Source organism: Pseudomonas sp. B28(2017) (genome assembly GCF_002113025.1).
In the GTDB taxonomy this organism is placed as follows: domain Bacteria; phylum Pseudomonadota; class Gammaproteobacteria; order Pseudomonadales; family Pseudomonadaceae; genus Aquipseudomonas.
Genome location: NZ_NEJH01000008.1, coordinates 33,657 through 49,070 on the forward strand (window position 1 = coordinate 33,657; position 15,414 = coordinate 49,070).

At 61.0% G+C, this 15,414-nt stretch carries 18 protein-coding genes; 15 read left to right on the top strand and 3 right to left on the bottom strand.

Annotation, left to right across the window (positions count from 1 at the left end; translation table 11 throughout):
* Positions 1-8: 8 nt before the first annotated feature.
* Positions 9-1,523: a TolC family protein gene (locus CAF65_RS19600; protein ID WP_085717770.1), complete on the top strand. Its 1,515-nt coding sequence runs from the start codon at positions 9-11 to the stop codon at positions 1,521-1,523.
* Positions 1,507-2,112 carry an adenylyl-sulfate kinase gene (cysC, locus tag CAF65_RS19605; protein WP_085717771.1) on the top strand — a complete coding sequence of 202 codons (606 nt, stop codon included), beginning with the start codon at positions 1,507-1,509 and terminating at the stop codon, positions 2,110-2,112. The genes CAF65_RS19600 and cysC overlap by 17 nt, the downstream gene beginning before the upstream one ends.
* A gap of 12 nt (positions 2,113-2,124) precedes the next feature.
* Here cysC and CAF65_RS19610 read toward each other — a convergent pair whose 3' ends face one another.
* A complete protein-coding gene (locus CAF65_RS19610; protein WP_085717772.1) occupies positions 2,125-2,883 on the bottom strand; it encodes a slipin family protein in 759 nt (252 codons plus the stop codon).
* A 2-nt stretch (positions 2,884-2,885) separates the two neighbouring features.
* Positions 2,886-3,419 (bottom strand): NfeD family protein, encoded by a 534-nt coding sequence (locus CAF65_RS19615; protein WP_085717773.1) that lies wholly within the window; start codon positions 3,417-3,419, stop codon positions 2,886-2,888.
* A 199-nt stretch (positions 3,420-3,618) separates the two neighbouring features.
* On the opposite strand from CAF65_RS19615, the gene CAF65_RS19620 reads away from it, so the two are divergent.
* The 11 genes from CAF65_RS19620 (at position 3,619) to CAF65_RS19670 (ending at position 12,712) form a co-directional block, all read left to right on the top strand.
* The gene (locus CAF65_RS19620; protein ID WP_085717774.1) at positions 3,619-4,080 is read left to right on the top strand and encodes an aminoacyl-tRNA deacylase; all 462 of its coding nucleotides are present in this window, start codon (positions 3,619-3,621) and stop codon (positions 4,078-4,080) included.
* Positions 4,081-4,232: 152 nt separating this feature from the next.
* Positions 4,233-4,478, top strand: a complete 246-nt coding sequence (locus CAF65_RS19625) for a DUF2789 domain-containing protein (protein ID WP_057399133.1) — start codon at positions 4,233-4,235, stop codon at positions 4,476-4,478.
* Between the two features lie 82 nt (positions 4,479-4,560).
* Positions 4,561-4,806, top strand: coding sequence for a type II toxin-antitoxin system Phd/YefM family antitoxin (locus CAF65_RS19630; protein WP_085717775.1), 246 nt, complete (start codon positions 4,561-4,563; stop codon positions 4,804-4,806).
* Positions 4,796-5,077 (top strand): type II toxin-antitoxin system RelE/ParE family toxin, encoded by a 282-nt coding sequence (locus CAF65_RS19635; RefSeq protein WP_085717776.1) that lies wholly within the window; start codon positions 4,796-4,798, stop codon positions 5,075-5,077. Before CAF65_RS19630 ends, CAF65_RS19635 begins: the two co-directional genes overlap by 11 nt.
* 132 nt (positions 5,078-5,209) lie before the next feature.
* On the top strand, positions 5,210-5,638 hold the full coding sequence (locus CAF65_RS19640; protein ID WP_178076722.1) for a MarR family winged helix-turn-helix transcriptional regulator: 429 nt from the start codon (positions 5,210-5,212) through the stop codon (positions 5,636-5,638).
* Positions 5,635-7,707: an FUSC family protein gene (locus tag CAF65_RS19645; protein WP_085717777.1), complete on the top strand. Its 2,073-nt coding sequence runs from the start codon at positions 5,635-5,637 to the stop codon at positions 7,705-7,707. Before CAF65_RS19640 ends, CAF65_RS19645 begins: the two co-directional genes overlap by 4 nt.
* A complete protein-coding gene (locus CAF65_RS19650) occupies positions 7,704-7,913 on the top strand; it encodes a DUF1656 domain-containing protein (protein ID WP_007987399.1) in 210 nt (69 codons plus the stop codon). The genes CAF65_RS19645 and CAF65_RS19650 overlap by 4 nt, the downstream gene beginning before the upstream one ends.
* Complete coding sequence (locus CAF65_RS19655) at positions 7,910-8,797, top strand: HlyD family secretion protein (RefSeq protein WP_085717778.1); 888 nt, start codon at positions 7,910-7,912, stop codon at positions 8,795-8,797. The genes CAF65_RS19650 and CAF65_RS19655 overlap by 4 nt, the downstream gene beginning before the upstream one ends.
* Positions 8,794-10,242 carry an efflux transporter outer membrane subunit gene (locus CAF65_RS19660; RefSeq protein WP_085717779.1) on the top strand — a complete coding sequence of 483 codons (1,449 nt, stop codon included), beginning with the start codon at positions 8,794-8,796 and terminating at the stop codon, positions 10,240-10,242. The genes CAF65_RS19655 and CAF65_RS19660 overlap by 4 nt, the downstream gene beginning before the upstream one ends.
* 92 nt (positions 10,243-10,334) lie before the next feature.
* Entirely contained in the window at positions 10,335-10,970 is a 636-nt protein-coding gene (locus CAF65_RS19665; protein WP_085717780.1) for an NADH:ubiquinone oxidoreductase subunit N, read from the top strand.
* Between the two features lie 236 nt (positions 10,971-11,206).
* The gene (locus CAF65_RS19670) at positions 11,207-12,712 is read left to right on the top strand and encodes a YdgA family protein (protein WP_085717781.1); all 1,506 of its coding nucleotides are present in this window, start codon (positions 11,207-11,209) and stop codon (positions 12,710-12,712) included.
* 69 nt (positions 12,713-12,781) lie between these two features.
* On the opposite strand, the gene CAF65_RS19675 is transcribed toward CAF65_RS19670, so the two are convergent.
* Complete coding sequence (locus tag CAF65_RS19675; RefSeq protein ID WP_085717782.1) at positions 12,782-14,314, bottom strand: FAD-dependent oxidoreductase; 1,533 nt, start codon at positions 14,312-14,314, stop codon at positions 12,782-12,784.
* Between the two features lie 139 nt (positions 14,315-14,453).
* On the opposite strand from CAF65_RS19675, the gene CAF65_RS19680 reads away from it, so the two are divergent.
* Together CAF65_RS19680 and CAF65_RS19685 are read left to right on the top strand one after the other, a co-directional pair.
* Positions 14,454-15,014: a YbhB/YbcL family Raf kinase inhibitor-like protein gene (locus CAF65_RS19680; protein WP_085717783.1), complete on the top strand. Its 561-nt coding sequence runs from the start codon at positions 14,454-14,456 to the stop codon at positions 15,012-15,014.
* A 56-nt stretch (positions 15,015-15,070) separates the two neighbouring features.
* A complete protein-coding gene (locus CAF65_RS19685) occupies positions 15,071-15,340 on the top strand; it encodes a hypothetical protein (RefSeq protein ID WP_223457256.1) in 270 nt (89 codons plus the stop codon).
* Positions 15,341-15,414 lie beyond the last annotated feature (74 nt).

A 15,414-nucleotide genomic window follows, 5' to 3' on the forward strand; every position in this document is an offset into this window, starting at 1 on the left:
ATGCAAGGATGAAGAGAAGTCATAAGTTGTTCGGAGCCAGCCTGCTGGCACTGGCTATCAGCGGATGTGCTGTGACCAGTGAGCCGATCGAGCGCAGTGTCAGTGAGCAGCGGGCCAAAAGTGACCTGCAAAGCATGTACAAGGGACAGGAGCCGCTTGGCGGCCCATTGACCCTGCACCAGGCCATGGCCCGTGCGGTGAAGTACAACCTCGAAGGCCGGTTGAAAATCATGGAAGAGGCCCTGGCCAAGCGTCAGCTCGACCTCGCCAGTTTCGACATGCTGCCGCGTATGGCGCTGGACGCCGGATACGTGGGCCGCAATAACGTCAACGCCTCCAGCAGCCAGAGTGTGCGCACCGGCACGCAGTCCCTGGAACCTTCGACCTCCCAGGACCGCGACCGTGACGTGGCGGACCTGACCATGGTCTGGAACGTGCTCGATTTCGGTGTCAGTTACATCAGCGCCAAGCAGCAAGGCGACCAGCGCCTGATCGTCCAGGAGCGTCGGCGCAAGGTGATCAACACCATCGTCCAGGACGTGCGCTCGGCGTACTGGCGGGCGATGGCTGCCGAGCGTCTGCTCACGCAGATCGACAGCCTCATGGCGCGGGTCGAAACCGCCCGCAATAACAGCCAGAGCATGAGCCAGCAACGCATTGGCGATCCGGTGCAGGCCCTCGGCTATCAGCGCTCGCTGATCGAAGCGACACGCCAACTGGAAGAGCAGCGTCGTGCATTGTCGCTGGCGAAGACTGAATTGGCGACCCTGATCAACCTGCCAATGGGCACGGAGCTGACCCTGGCGACCGATAACGGTTATGAGATTCCCGAGCTCAAGGTCGATCTGGCCAGCCTCGAACAGGAAGCCCTGACCAGTCGTCCGGAACTGCGTGAACAGGACTATCAGAGCCGCATCAGCGCGGCCGAGACCCGCAAAGCCATGCTGCGCCTGCTGCCGGGCCTGGAGTTCTCCGCTGGCGGACATTACGACAGCAACTCATTCCTGGTGGAACAAGGCTGGGCCGACTATGGCGTCAAAGTCACCTGGAACCTGTTCAACGTGATCTCGGCGCCTGCGGCGATCGACGTGGCCAAGGCCGGTGAAGAAGTCGCCACCGCGCGCCGTCAGGCGATGTCGATTGCGGTGCTGGCGCAGTTGTATGTGGCCAATGCCAACTACCGCGAGGCCCTGCGCCAGTTCAAGACCAATCAGCAACTGTCGGACATCGACGGGCAAATCGTCGGTCAGTTGCGCAACCGTCACCAGGCGGAAGGTATTGGCGAACTGGATCTGATCCAGGGTGAGTTGAACACCTTGCAGGCCGATCTTCGTCGAGACCTGTCTTACGCCGACCTGCGTAACGCCTATGGGCAGATTTTCGCCAGCGCCGGCCTTGACCCGCTGCCGGATCAAGTGCAATCGACGCAAGTCCAGTCCATCGCCACGGCCCTGGCCAACCGCGAAGCGGCTTGGGCGGCAGGTGATATTTCAGTTCCGGTGACGCATGCCCCCGCGCGCTGACGTGAAGGCGCCGAGCGCCAGCATCAGCCGAGCCCAGCGCGAGCGGCGCAACGGTCATCGCGGCGCGGCGATACTGCTGACCGGCCTGCCGGCGGCAGGCAAGTCGACCCTCGCGCAAGCGCTGCACGCGGAGTTGTTTGCCCGCGGACTGCAGAGCGTGGTGCTCGATGGTGACGGGTTGCGGGTGGGGCTCAACCGAGACCTGGGCTTCAGCGACAGCGATCGTCAGGAGAACATTCGCCGCGCCAGCGAACTGGCGTCGTTGCTCGTGGAAAACGGACAAATCGTGATCCTGGCGATGATCGCGCCCCTGGTGGAGTTGCGCGATGTGTTCGCCCGGCGGCTCGGTGACGATTACCGGGAAGTCTGGTGCAGCGCGACCCTGGCCGTGTGCGAGCAACGTGATCCGAAAGGTCACTATGCCCGCGCCCGGCGCGGTGAGTTGCCCGGGTTTACCGGGGTGTCTGCGCCGTATCAGGCACCGGTTGACGCGGCGCTGGTGCTCGACACCGGGGCACAAACAGTCGAGGCCTGCCTTGATCGACTGTTGACCTGGCTCGGTGAGTCCGCAGTGCTGCCCAAGCCCTGAACCGATCGGTGTTCAGGGTTTCGACGACAAGTCCGCCATGCCCTTGAGCAACTCGATAGGCAGCGGAAAGACGATGGTCGAGCTCTTGTCGCCAGCAATCGAACTCAGGGTCTGCATGTAGCGCAGCTGCATGGCCCCCGGTTGGCGGCCAAGCATTTCGGCGGCCTGCATGAGTTTTTCCGAGGCCTGCAATTCACCTTCGGCGTGGATCACCTTGGCTCGCCGTTCCCGTTCGGCTTCGGCCTGCTTGGCAATGGCGCGGATCATCGATTCGTTGAGGTCCACGTGTTTGATCTCGACGTTGGCAACCTTGATGCCCCAGGCGTCGGTCTGAGCGTCGAGCACTTGCTGGATGTCCAGGTTCAACCGTTCGCGTTCGGCCAGCAGTTCGTCCAGTTCGTGCTTACCCAGTACCGCCCGCAGCATGGTTTGCGCCAGTTGGCTGGTGGCGGCGAGGAAGTCTTCGACCTGGATGATTGCCTTCTGCGGATCGAGCACACGGAAATACAGCACCGCATTGACCTTGACCGACACGTTGTCGCGGGTGATCACGTCTTGCGGCGGAACGTCCAGCACCACGGTCCGCAAATCGACCCTGACCATTTGCTGGACCACCGGGATCAGCAGGATCAGGCCGGGCCCCTTGACCTGCCAGAAGCGCCCGAGCTGGAACACCACGCCGCGCTCGTACTCGCGCAGGATGCGGAACGTTCCCCCCGCCAGTGCGATGATCAACAATAGCAGCGCGACAAGACCCAATTGCAAACCCATGACTATTCTCCGCCCGGCGCCGCGTCAGCCGCGGCCACTTGCAGCAGCAAACCCTTGCGCCCCACTACCCGCACCCGTTGCCCGGATTGCAGCGGCGTCGCGCTAAGCACTTGCCATCGTTCTCCTTGCAGATGTACCCAGCCGCCATAGGCGTTGCCGGCCTGCAAGGACGTTACCGCCGTCACGCTGCCGAGCAGCCCGGCATCACCGCTGACGGTGTGCCGCGGTCGGGTCTTCAGGGCGTGAATCACCAGGTAGATCAGCAACAGCGCGCTGATCAGTCCCAAGCCGATCATCAGCGGCTCGGGCACATCGGTATTGGTCAGGATCACTGCGCCGATCACGAACATCACGATGCCGCCCAGGCCGATCACACCGTAATTGGGCAGGGCCGCCTCAGCGATCAGGAACGCGAGGCCGAAGGTGATCAGCCAGATCCCGATGGGGTTGGGCACCAGCAACACAACCGTGTCGGCGGCGCAGGCTGATCCGCACAACGCCAACAGCAACGCAACGGCACAACAACGCGTGTTCACGTGACCCTCCGGGAGAGTCTTGGGGGTGGCTCTGTAGACAGTTTAGTTGACCCGCCAGTTGTATGAATTTTGCTCAATTGTCGACGACGTCCGATGGGCGGATTTCCCGCCGGAACGCGCCATCGGGCCTAGACTTTCAGTACCGAAAGAAGTGTTAACCAGCGTCCGTCAGCGGTTGTTGCGGACACCGAGGTGCATCATGCGTATGGCAAGAACCGTGCAGCGAAGCCTGGAAAAGGCTCAATGCCAATATGACATCGTCAGCCACCCACACTCGGCCAGCAGCCTCGAAACGGCACGGGTCGCCGGTATTCCTGCCGAACGGGTAGCCAAATCGGTGATCCTCGACGATCACCATGGGCATTACCTGATGGCCGTACTGCCCGCCAGCCGTCACCTTGACCTGAGCAAAGTCCGCAGCAGCGGTGAATGGCAGGTTTCCCGCGAAAGCAACCTGGCGCACCTGTTCGACGATTGCGAACGCGGCGCCGTACCGGCGCTGGGTGAGGCCTATGGGTTGGATGTGGTTATCGATCCCCTGTTGACCCGGCAGAAAGACATCTATCTGGAGGCCGGCAACCACGTCAATCTGGTGCGCATGGACGTGCCCGAATTCCTGAAAATGGTGCCGCATGCCGAGGTGCGGGAGTTGAGTCATTGAGTTTTGTTTCGTCAATGCTGACGTCATCGTCGGAACGCCACCCGGAGCAAGCTCGCTCCCACAGGTTTTGTGATCGACACAGATCCTTGTGGGAGCGAGCTTGCTCGCGATGACCGCGCAGCGGTCCTTGAATTGATCCCCAGGAGTTCGACATGGAAAACCCGACCCACAATCTTCCTTCGCTGTTCAAGCAACTCGGTCTGCCGGACGATGCCGAAAGCATCGATAAATTCATCGCCACCCATTCACCGCTCAAACCGGAACTGCACCTTGCGGATGCGTTTTTCTGGAGCCCGAGTCAGGCGGAACTTCTGCGGGACGAGATTCTCGACGACGCGGATTGGGCGGAAGTGGTGGATCAGCTGGATGTGATGTTGAGGAAAGGGCGAGGGGTATAAAAAACTGATAGGCGGCGGTCCGCAGAGGTTGCTCTGATCAAAGTAATTGACCAAAATTAAGACCTTATTTGAGGTCTTAATTATGCAAAGTGTTTTGGCTGATATGGCTGTCAGCGTGTCTGAACTAAAGAAAAACCCCTCTGCCGTTTTGAGTGGCGCTCATGGAGGGCCTGTCGCAGTGCTCAATCACAATCGGGTCATGGGCTACATGGTCCCGGCAGATATTTTCGAGGCCATGGTGGAGCGTCTCGACGATCTGGAGTTGGCGGAAATCGTGCGTTCTCGTCGTCATGAAACGCCAATTCCGGTAACGCTGGATGACCTATAAGCTCGAATTTCTGCCATCTGCACGCAAAGAGTGGGACAAGCTGGGGCATACGCTGCGTGAGCAATTCAAAAAGAAGTTGGCCGAACGGCTCGAAATGCCCCGAATCCCGTCTGACTCACTCCATGGCATGCCCGACTGCTACAAAATCAAATTGAAGTCATCTGGCTACCGACTCGTCTACGAGGTGATAGATGAGCGCGTTGTCGTTTCTGTCGTTGCAGTAGGAAAGCGGGAGCGGAGTGAAGTGTATGAGCGCGCCAGGAAATGTTGATGGTTCCCGGAAGGTCGCTGTTACGCAATTGTTTCAAAACTTGACGGAAAATCCCCTCCAATGCGATATTGATAGTTAGCAAACTAACAGTGTGTGTTTTCCCTCGTGCCGAATAGCCTCGACGTCCTCCAGATGAACATCAGCAGTGCCATGGTGGTGGCCGCCAGGCATTGGCGCAAAATCTGCCAGACCACGCTGGTCAACTATGGAATCTCCGAAGCGTGCGCCGTTCCGCTGTTGATGATCGGGCGTCTGGGCGAGGGCGTGCGCCAGGTGACGGTGGCGCAAGCCGCGGGGATGGAGAGTCCGTCGCTGGTGCGCCTGCTCGATCAACTGTGCCATGCCGGTTACGTCTGCCGGACCGAAGACACACAGGACCGCCGCGCCAAATGCCTGAGCCTCACCGAAACCGGTCGGGACCTGGTGCAGGCGGTCGAAGTGGAGCTGGTGCGCTTGCGCAACGAGGTGCTTGAAGGCATTGACCAGCGTGACCTGGAAGCTACGCTGCGGGTACTGAGAGCATTTGAAGCGGCCACGCCGCCATCGGTGGCCAACTCTTGAACGGATTTTTCTCTGGCATGCCTCCGGCGCGGGACTGGTTCTACGGAGTCCGCACCTTCGCCGCATCGATGATCGCGCTGTACATCGCCTTGCTCATGCAGATGCCCCGTCCGTACTGGGCGATGGCCACGGTGTACATCGTCTCCAATCCATTTCTCGGGCCGACCACCTCCAAGGCGCTGTACCGGGCAATCGGCACGTTTGTCGGTGCTGCGGCGGCGGTTCTGTTCGTGCCGATGTTCGTACAGAGCCCTTACGTGCTGGTGGTGGTGATTGGACTGTGGACCGGTACGCTGCTGTTTCTGTCCCTGCATTTGCGCACAGCCAACAACTACGCCTTGATGCTCGCCGGTTATACCTTGCCGTTGATCGCCCTGCCGGTGGTGAGTAACCCGTTGGGGGTGTGGGATGTGGCCGAGGCACGGACCGAAGAAATCTTCCTCGGCATCGCCGTGGCGGCGGTGGTGGGTGCCATGTTCTGGCCCAGGCGTCTGGCGCCGGTGTTCAATGATTCGGTCAGCAAATGGTTTACCGATGCATCGACCTACAGCCTGCGCTTCCTCAGCCGCAATGTGCAGCCTGAAGAAGTCAGTGCGTTGCGGGCATCGATGGTTGCCACGTTTAACTCCCTGGAGTTGATGATCGGTCAGTTGCCCCACGAAGGTTCGCGTCCACAGACGGTGCGCAACACCAAGGAGTTGCGCGGTCGGATGATTCACCTGCTGCCAGTGATCGATGCCCTCGACGACGCGCTTTACGCATTGGAACGGCGCACCCCCGAGCTTGTGGACAAGTTCGCGCCATTGCTGACGGCCACCACCGAATGGCTCGGGCACAAGGATGCCGATCTCGACCGCTGGCAAGCACTGAAGGATCAACTTGAGGCCCTGCAGCCTGCTCCCCAGGCACTGGATGACCGCAAGCAACTGCTGTTCTCCAACGCGATTTACCGCCTCGGCGAGTGGATCGATTTGTGGCAGGACTGCCGCAGCCTGCAATGCGCCATCCAGTGCGAAAGCCAGGACAATTGGCGCGCGGTGTATCGGCATTGGCGGCTGGGACGGCTGAGCCCGTTTCTGGATCGCGGCCTGATGTTTTATTCCGCGGCTTCCACCGTGACCGCGATTATCGTGGCCTCGGTGCTGTGGATTCTGCTCGGCTGGACCGATGGCGGCAGCGCAGTGATCCTGGCGGCGGTGGCCTGTAGCTTCTTCGCTTCGATGGACGACCCGGCGCCGCAGATTTACCGGTTCTTTTTCTGGACGGCGATGTCGGTGGTGTTCGCCAGCCTTTATCTGTTTCTGGTGCTGCCCAACCTGCATGACTTTCCGATGCTGGTGCTGGCGTTTGCCGTGCCGTTCATCTGCGTCGGTACCCTGACGGTCAAGCCGCAGTTTTACCTGGGCATGCTGCTGACCCTGGTCAACACCTCGTCCTTCATCAGCATTCAGGGTGCCTACGACGCGGACTTCCTCAGTTTCGCCAACTCCAACCTGGCCGGTCCCATGGGCCTGCTGTTCGCGTTCATCTGGACCCTGATCACCCGGCCGTTCGGTGCCGAACTGGCAGCCAAGCGCCTGACCCGTTTCAGTTGGCGAGACATTGTCGGCCTCGCCGAACCAGCCACGTTGTCTGAACATCGACTTCTGGGCATACGGATGCTCGATCGGCTGATGCAGCATCTGCCGCGTCTGGCCATGACCGGCCAGGACTCCGGGGTGGCGCTGCGGGAAGTGCGAGTGGCGCTGAATCTGTTGGACCTTCTCGCTTATACGCCGCGGATCCTCGGTGTGCCGCAGGTGCTGCTGCGTCAGGTGGTGGCCGAGGTTGGCGAGTACTTCAAGGCCTGTCTCAAGGCCGGTGAACGCTTGCAGGCACCGAGCCCGTTGCTGATGACCCTCGACCGCACGCGTCGTGCCCTCAGCGGTGCCGGCGATGATGAAACCCGCCGGCATTTGCTGCACGCCCTGAGCGGCCTGCGCCTGGCCTTGTTGCCCGGCGTCGAGTTCGTCGGTTTCGTCGAGCCCGAGGAACCGCTTCCCCATGGCATTGATGGAGCGCCCTTATGATCGGTGACCTGGATCTCAGCGGGGTGTTCCTGCCCACGCTGCTGGTGCTGATGGGCATTACGTATGTGTTGTATCTGTTGGTGCACGGGGTGCTGACGCGCCTGCACTTTTACCGTCTGGTCTGGCACCGGGCATTGTTCAACGTGGCCCTCTACGCCCTGTTGCTTGGCGCCGTGGACTCACTCAGTCGATACCTGATGACATGAAAAAACCGTTTCTAACCCTGGGCCGCGTGGTGCTGACCCTGCTGATCGTGAGCTTCGCCGTTGTCGTGGTCTGGCGCATGGTGATGTATTACATGTTCGCGCCCTGGACCCGTGACGGGCACATCCGTGCCGACATCGTGCAAATCGCCCCGGATGTCTCCGGGCTGATCCAGCAAGTGGAGGTGCGCGACAACCAGTTGGTCAAGCGCGGCCAGGTGCTGTTCAGCATCGATCCGGACCGCTTCAAGCTGGCCCTGCGCCAAGCGAAGGCGGCCGTCGCCGACCGCGAGGAAACCCAGGCCCAGGCCCAGCGTGAGGCCAAGCGAAACAAAGGCCTTGGTAACCTGGTGCCGGGTGAACAACTGGAAGAAAGCCAATCGAAAGTGGCCCGCGCCCAAGTGGCGTTGATGGAAGCCCAGGTGGCGGTGGACAGCGCACAACTCAACCTCGACCGCTCGGTGATCCGCAGCCCGGTGGACGGCTACGTCAACGACCGTGCGCCACGGACCCAGGAGTTCGTCAGCGCCGGGCGGCCGGTGTTGTCGGTGGTCGACAGCAATTCGTTCCACATCGACGGCTATTTCGAAGAAACCAAACTGAACGGCATTCATATCGGGCAGAGCGTCGACATTCGGGTGATCGGCGACAATGCGCGCCTGCGTGGGCATGTGGAGAGCATCGTCGCCGGTATCGAAGACCGTGACCGCACCAGCGGCAACAACCTGCTGCCCAACGTCAACCCGGCATTCAGCTGGGTGCGGCTGGCCCAGCGGATTCCGGTGCGCATCGCCTTCGACGACGTGCCGGAAGACTTCCGCATGATCGCCGGGCGCACCGCCACGGTATCGATCATCGACGATCAGAAACGGGAGCCGGCGCAATGAGCAAGGCCTCGGGTTTGGCGGTCGCCGGATTGAGTTTGCTGCTGTCGGCGTGTCAGATGGTCGGGCCGGATTATCATTTGCCTGAAGAGGCGGCTGTCCATCGTCCAGACTTCCAGGGTGATCTGGCGGTCGATGGCAAAACGGTGGTTTCCGCACCGGTGCCGGCCGATTGGTGGCGTTTGTATCAGGACCCGCGACTCGACCAGTTGGTGCAGCAGGCCATGGCCTCCAACACCGATTTGCGCGTGGCGGCGGCCAGTCTGTCGCGGTCTCGCGCTCAGGTTGATGAGGCCGAAGCGGCGGGCGGCTGGAGCGGTGGCGTGCAGATGGGTGCCCAGCGCCTGCAGGAGTCTGGCCAGGCGTTCCTGCTGCCGGAAAAAGTGCCGGTGGCCAACATCGGCGATATCGGCATCAGCGCGTCGTACCAGTTCGACCTGTTCGGTACCTTGCAACGCGGTATCGAAGCGGCCAAGGCCAATGCCGATGCGACGCAGGCCGCCGCCGATACTGCACGCATCACCGTCGTGGCCGACGTGGTCCGGGCCTACACCCAAGTGTGTGCGGCCAACGAAGAGCGGGAAATTGCCCAGCACTCCCTCGACCTGCAAGCCCAGAGCACCACGCTGATCCAGCGCCTGCGCGATGCCGGGCGTGGCGACGAAACCCAGGTCACCCGCTCGCAAACCCAATTCAAATCCCTGCGCGCCGACATGCCGCGCTATGAAGCGTCGCGTCAGGCCGGGCTGTACCGCTTGTCGATGTTGCTGGCCAAGCCGGTGGACCAACTGCCGGCGGGCACCGCCACTTGTGACGAGCTGCCAAAAATCGCGCAACTGATTCCGGTAGGCGATGGCGCCGCGTTGCTCAAGCGTCGTCCCGATGTGCGGCAGGCCGAGCGGCGACTGGCGGCCGCGACGGCCGGTATTGGCGTCGCCACGGGCGAGTTGTACCCGAACATCAGCATTGGTGCGACCATCGGTACCGTCGGTATCCTCGACGATCTCGGCGACCCGTCTACCAACCGCTGGGGCTTCGGTCCGTCGCTGACCTGGAAGGTGCCGACCAACGGCGCCCGGGCGCGTATCCGCGAAGCTGAAGCGGTGACCCAGGCGACGCTGGCGCATTTCGACGGGGTGGTGCTCAACGCCATTCGCGAGACCCAGACCGGCCTCGCCCAGTACACCGCGTTATTGCAACGTCGCGATGCCCTGGCGGACGCCGAGCAATCGGCAAAACTGGCGGCCAACCAGACCCACCGGTTCTTTCAGGCCGGCCGCGCCTCGTTCCTGGCCGACCTGCAAGCCACGCGCACCTACATCGATGTCACGGCGCAACTGGCGGCCGCGAACACCCAGGTTGCCGCCAGCCAGATCGATTTGTTCCTCGCGTTGGGCGGCGGTTGGGAAAGCGGACGAACGCAAGCGTCTAACTCCGGCAAACCCTGAGGCCGTTGCTATGCTTTGAAGTGTTGGGGGGCGCCCCGTGCAAAGCGCCCTTTCTTCGCACAAGGCTCGCGCAGGTCAGGGGGAAACCAATAATGAAAAACCCTTACGCTCTCGGTTTCTGGTGTGCCATCGTGGCGTTGGTGCTGCTGTCGGCCACTTATTTCTACGGCATTATGCTGGCCCACCAGATCGACAAGGCACTGGTGTTCCTCGACAGTGCCGTCGCACTGATTGCCGTGATGTCTATTGCGGTGGTGGCCTGGGCCTCGGTCCAGAATCAACGCATCAAGAAAAGACAACTCGAACAAGGCAAGACCCTGGTCCTGATCTGGGATACCAAGGTGGCGTTGCGCCGTGTCGAAACGGTGTTCGACCGTTATTTCTGGGGCAGTTACTGGCAACCGGGGCGCACGTTTCAGGAAGTCATGGGCGAATTGACCGGAACGCCGTTGGAAAAAAGCCTCGACTCCCTGAAAAAACAATGCGTGGCGCTGGACCGGCAAGTGGCTGACGACGGTCGACACTGGCTCAACAATGCCCGGGAACTGGCTGATGTCGCCACGGCCATGGCCCGCGAACGCTATCAGCTGGATGTCTGCGACCCGCGCGCGGAAGTGACAGGCGGGGCGGTGATCAACCGCGACTTCGAAGTGCTGGTGTACACCTGGACTGCGCGGCTCAAAAGCTTCGATCATCAACTGGATGAGATTGAGGTCCAATACTCTTGAGTTGATGTTGACTGTTTTATCGCCTTCGCGAGCAGGCTCGCGAAGGCGATCGAACATCCGCCGAAACTCTCCGCCCATTAAACAACCCCAAGACGCTCTTTCGCCTTTAATCATTGGGCCGTTCGTCGCGCCTGATGCTAATCTCCATTCCACTTTCAGCGCAGTCGAGCCGCAACCCTTCATGGGTTCAGGGAAGACGACCTCACTTTCAACAACGGACATTGAACGGGTCATACATGAATAAATCAGCAGGCGTGCTACTGGGAATCGTTGTCGCAATCGGTGCCATCAGCGCAGGCGGAGCCTGGTTCACCGGCACCAGACTCGAAGGTGTGTTGAACACCTCGATTGCCGATGCCAACAAGGAACTGCAAGCGGCCATGGTCGGTTCCAACGGCACCGCGTCGCTGGAGCTGGTGTCGCTGGAGCGTCATGTATTCAGCAGCACCGCGCACTATCGCCTCAAGGGCGAAGGTGAAATGTTCGGCGAAGCGCCGGTCGAGTTGCTGTTTGTCGATCACATCGAACACGGCCCGTTGCCGTTCTCGCGGCTGATGTCGCTGAAGTGGCTGCCGGTCCTGGCGACCAGTCACTACGAACTGGAAAAGACCCCGCTCACCGAGAAGTGGTTTGCCGCCGCCAAGGACAAATCCCCGTTGACCGGCGTGATCAACATCGGTTATGACAACGCCACCAAGGGCACCCTCGAGTTGCAGCCGCTGGAGATGGCGCTGGATGACAAGTCGAGCATGAAGTTCTCCGGCCTGAGCATCGACGTCGACGCCAGTGCCAAGGCGCAGAAGGTCAAGGCCAACGGCTACATGGACAGCTTGAAGTTAACCACCGTTTCCGAAGACCAGGCACCGGTGCAGGTTGAATTGAACGGCCTGACCCTGGCCAGCAACCTGACAAAAAGTACCTACGGTTTCTACACCGGCGAGAACGTCCTTGAACTGGCCAGCGGCAAATCGACTTTTGGCGTCAAGCAGTCGGTGCTGGACTTCAAGAAATTCGAGATGAAAAACCTGACTGAAGAATCGGGCAGCAGCGCCTCCGGGCGCGCCGATTACAAGGTCGGCGAAGTGTCTCTGAACGGCAAGAGCATCGGTTCCGGTGCGCTGGCCATGAGCCTGAAGAACCTCGACATCCCGGCCACTCTGTCGTTGATGCAGGTTTACCAGAGCAAACTGCAGCCGTATGAACGGGCGGCGGCCGAAGCGACGGCGGCCGGTCTGCCGGCACCGGAGCTGAAACTGACCGAAGCTGAAGAGGCACTGCTCAAATCCAGCCTGGAAAAACTGCTGGCAGCCGGTCCGCGGGTGGCCCTGGAAAACCTGTCGTTCAACACCGCCAATGGTGAGAGCCGCGCCAACATGGTGCTCGACCTGACCAAGCCACAAGCCATCGACCTGCCGACTGATCAGTTGGTCAGGCAGTTGATTGCGCTGCTGGACTTCAAGCTGCAAGTGTCCAAACCCATGCTGGTCGATGTACTGACCGTGCAATCGCAAATCGACGGTCAGACCGATGCCAAGCTGATTGCCGACCAGGCCACCGCCACCGCGGATATGTTCAGCAGCATGGCGATCGGCAGCCAACTGGCAAAACTGGATGGCAATAACATCGTCACCAATTTGCATTACGCCAACAATCAGGTGGACTTCAACGGCCAGAAAATGACCGTCGAAGAGTTTGCCGGTTTTGTGATGAGCAAGTTCGAGGGTGCTGGCGCTACCGAATAACGGCGGTCGTTTACCCGGCAACGCCCGGCCTCTGCACTGCGCAGGCGCCGGGCGTTTTGCTGTCTGGCATCACGAGGGCACGTCACGGATCAACCGCCATGCCTCTTCCCATGGCAACGGTTGCTTCATCCGCTCGGCGAGCATCGCCATGGTCCGGTCCATCTCGCAGGCTACCGCCGCCAATACCATGCCATTTTTTCCGAAAAGGCCTATGAAGGGCGGATCGTAAGGATCGCCCTTGAACTCGACTTCGTCCCAGGCCTCGGCGTATCCGAGGTAGTCGTAGGTTTTACCGAAATGCCAGGTCCAGAAAAACGGCACGTCGAGGTAATGTTCGTCACCGCCCAGCATATTGGCCGCGGCGATCCTCGCCTGCTGTTGGGCCAGCCGCCAGTGTTCGATGCGCAAGCGTTGGTTGTTCAGCGGGAACGTGGCGATATCGCCAGCTGCCCAGAGGCCTTCGGTCACGCGCATTGCGTCGTCGACAATCAGCGAGTGATCCTGCTCTTTCGGCAGCCCGGTGAAGGCAACAGTGGCCGGCGTGACGCCAATGCCGACCAGCACCAGATCGGCCGGCAAGCGCTGGCCGTTGTCCAGTTGCACGGCTTCGACCTTCTCCGTCCCTTCGATCCGTGCCGCATTGCCCTGGGTATGAAACACGACGCCATTGGCTTCATGCCGCGCACGAATGGCCTTGCCGACCGTGTCACCGAACTGCCTGGCAAACGGCACGTCGTGGCGGGCCAGCACGGTCACATTCAAGCCAAGCTGGCGCAGGGACGAGGCGGACTCCATGGCAATGAAACTGTCGCCAATGATCACGACCCGCTGGCCGGCGCTGGCGCTGTCCAGAATCTGCTGCGCATGGACTTTGGAGCGTAAAACGAACACTTGCGGCAGGTCGGCGCCAGGCAGCGTCAACGAGTTTGGTACGCCGCCGGTGGCCAGCAGCGCGGAGTCGTATGTCAGTGATTGGCCGTCAGTCAGCCACAGCATCCGGTTTGGCGCATCCAGGCTTGCCACTTCGCCTCGCAGGCGCTCTATTCGCTGCTCGCGGTAAAAGTCCTCGTCGCGCAGCGGCGGGACTTCGTGCAGCGGCATCTCCCCGGCGATCACATATTTGCTCAGCGCGGTGCGGTCGTATCCGGCGTCGGCTTCGCGGTCGATCAACAGCAACCGGCCGCCGAAACCTTTCTCGCGCAACGCCGCCGCTGCCGCCGTGCCTGCCGCGCCAGCGCCGACAATGATGAAGGTCCGCGAATCGTCGGCCGGTGGCGTGTGGGCGTCCGGAAACGGCTGGTCGCCGACCCAGATGTCGCCGTCACGGACTTCCAGGGGATAGCGCTTGAGGCTGTCCAGGGCTGGCGGTTCACTGAGACCGCCATCCTCGATCCGAAACTGCGCCTTGTGCCACGGACAGGTCAGGCGCCCATGGCATATCGCCCCGTCCGCCAGCGGGGCTCCGGCATGAGGGCATTCGGCCTGATAGGCACGCAGTTGTTCACCGGCCCGCAGCAGCAGAATCTTGCTGCCCTGGACCTGCACTTCCAGACCCCGGTCTTCGGGCACATTGGCGACACGCGCAACGCGATGCAGAGTCATGATCGCTCTCCAGACAGACGTATCACCTATGAGTCTGGTACTTATCGCGAGGTTCAGCCAATTCCCTCTGCCAAGGCGCGAACGGTCCGGCTATAGTTTGCACGCCGACGACGGCCCAACACGCACAAGGTGCTCCGGTATGTCCCGATTGACCTCAATGAACCCTTGGCTCGCGGCCGTAGCAGTCGCCCTTTGCGTGCAGTTCCCGGCGCAGGCTCAGGAACGCTTCACCCTGAACATTCCCGGCGTCTCCGATGACCGTCTGTTCACGTCGGCCGCCGCCAGCGATTCCGCCGGCTGTGGCGGACACAACATTTCCCCGGCATTGAACTGGAACGCCGGCCCGGCAGCCACCCAAAGCTATGCCATCGTCATGCACGACCCTGACGGCCAGAAGGGCCAGGGCATCGATCAGTGGGTGCATTACGGCATCAAGGCCGGCACTCACCAGATCCCGGCCGGCGCCGGGAGTAAACCCGGCCTCGAGGGCTTTGGCGGTACCAACAGCAAAAACACCACCGGCTACATCGGCCCTTGCCCACCCGTTGGCGACAGCGCGCATCACTACATCATCCAGATCTACGCCCTGGACCTGGCCCCGGACGCCCTGCCCGCCGGCCTGACCCGTGCGCAGCTGCTGGAAAAAATCAAAGGCCACGTCCTGAGAAACAGCAGCGTGGTGCGGCGCTATCACCGCTAAAGGCTGATCGCCTCAGCGGATTTGCAGAAAACTGAAGTGCGCAGCATTCCGGGAATTTGGCATCCACCCCCGAAAGCGCGCACTATCAGGCCATAGCCGATGCGTTGGAGGATGCCGTGGCAAAAAAGATCGACCGCATCGCCCAAATGCTCAACTGCCCGCAAAAGGGTGAAGAACTGCGGCGAGCGATTACCGAGAGTCGCAAGGATTTTCTGCTGAATCAGCCGGAAGAGGACATTGTTGAAGACGACGATCTTGAAGAGGAGTTCTTCGAGGACGACGAAGACGATGATGAGTACGACGAGTTCGACTGGACAACAGAATGAAAAAGTCCGCTTCGGCGGTTTTTTTGTGGGCCACAAAAAAGCCCCAGACCCATAAGGCCTGAGGCTTTCTCGCT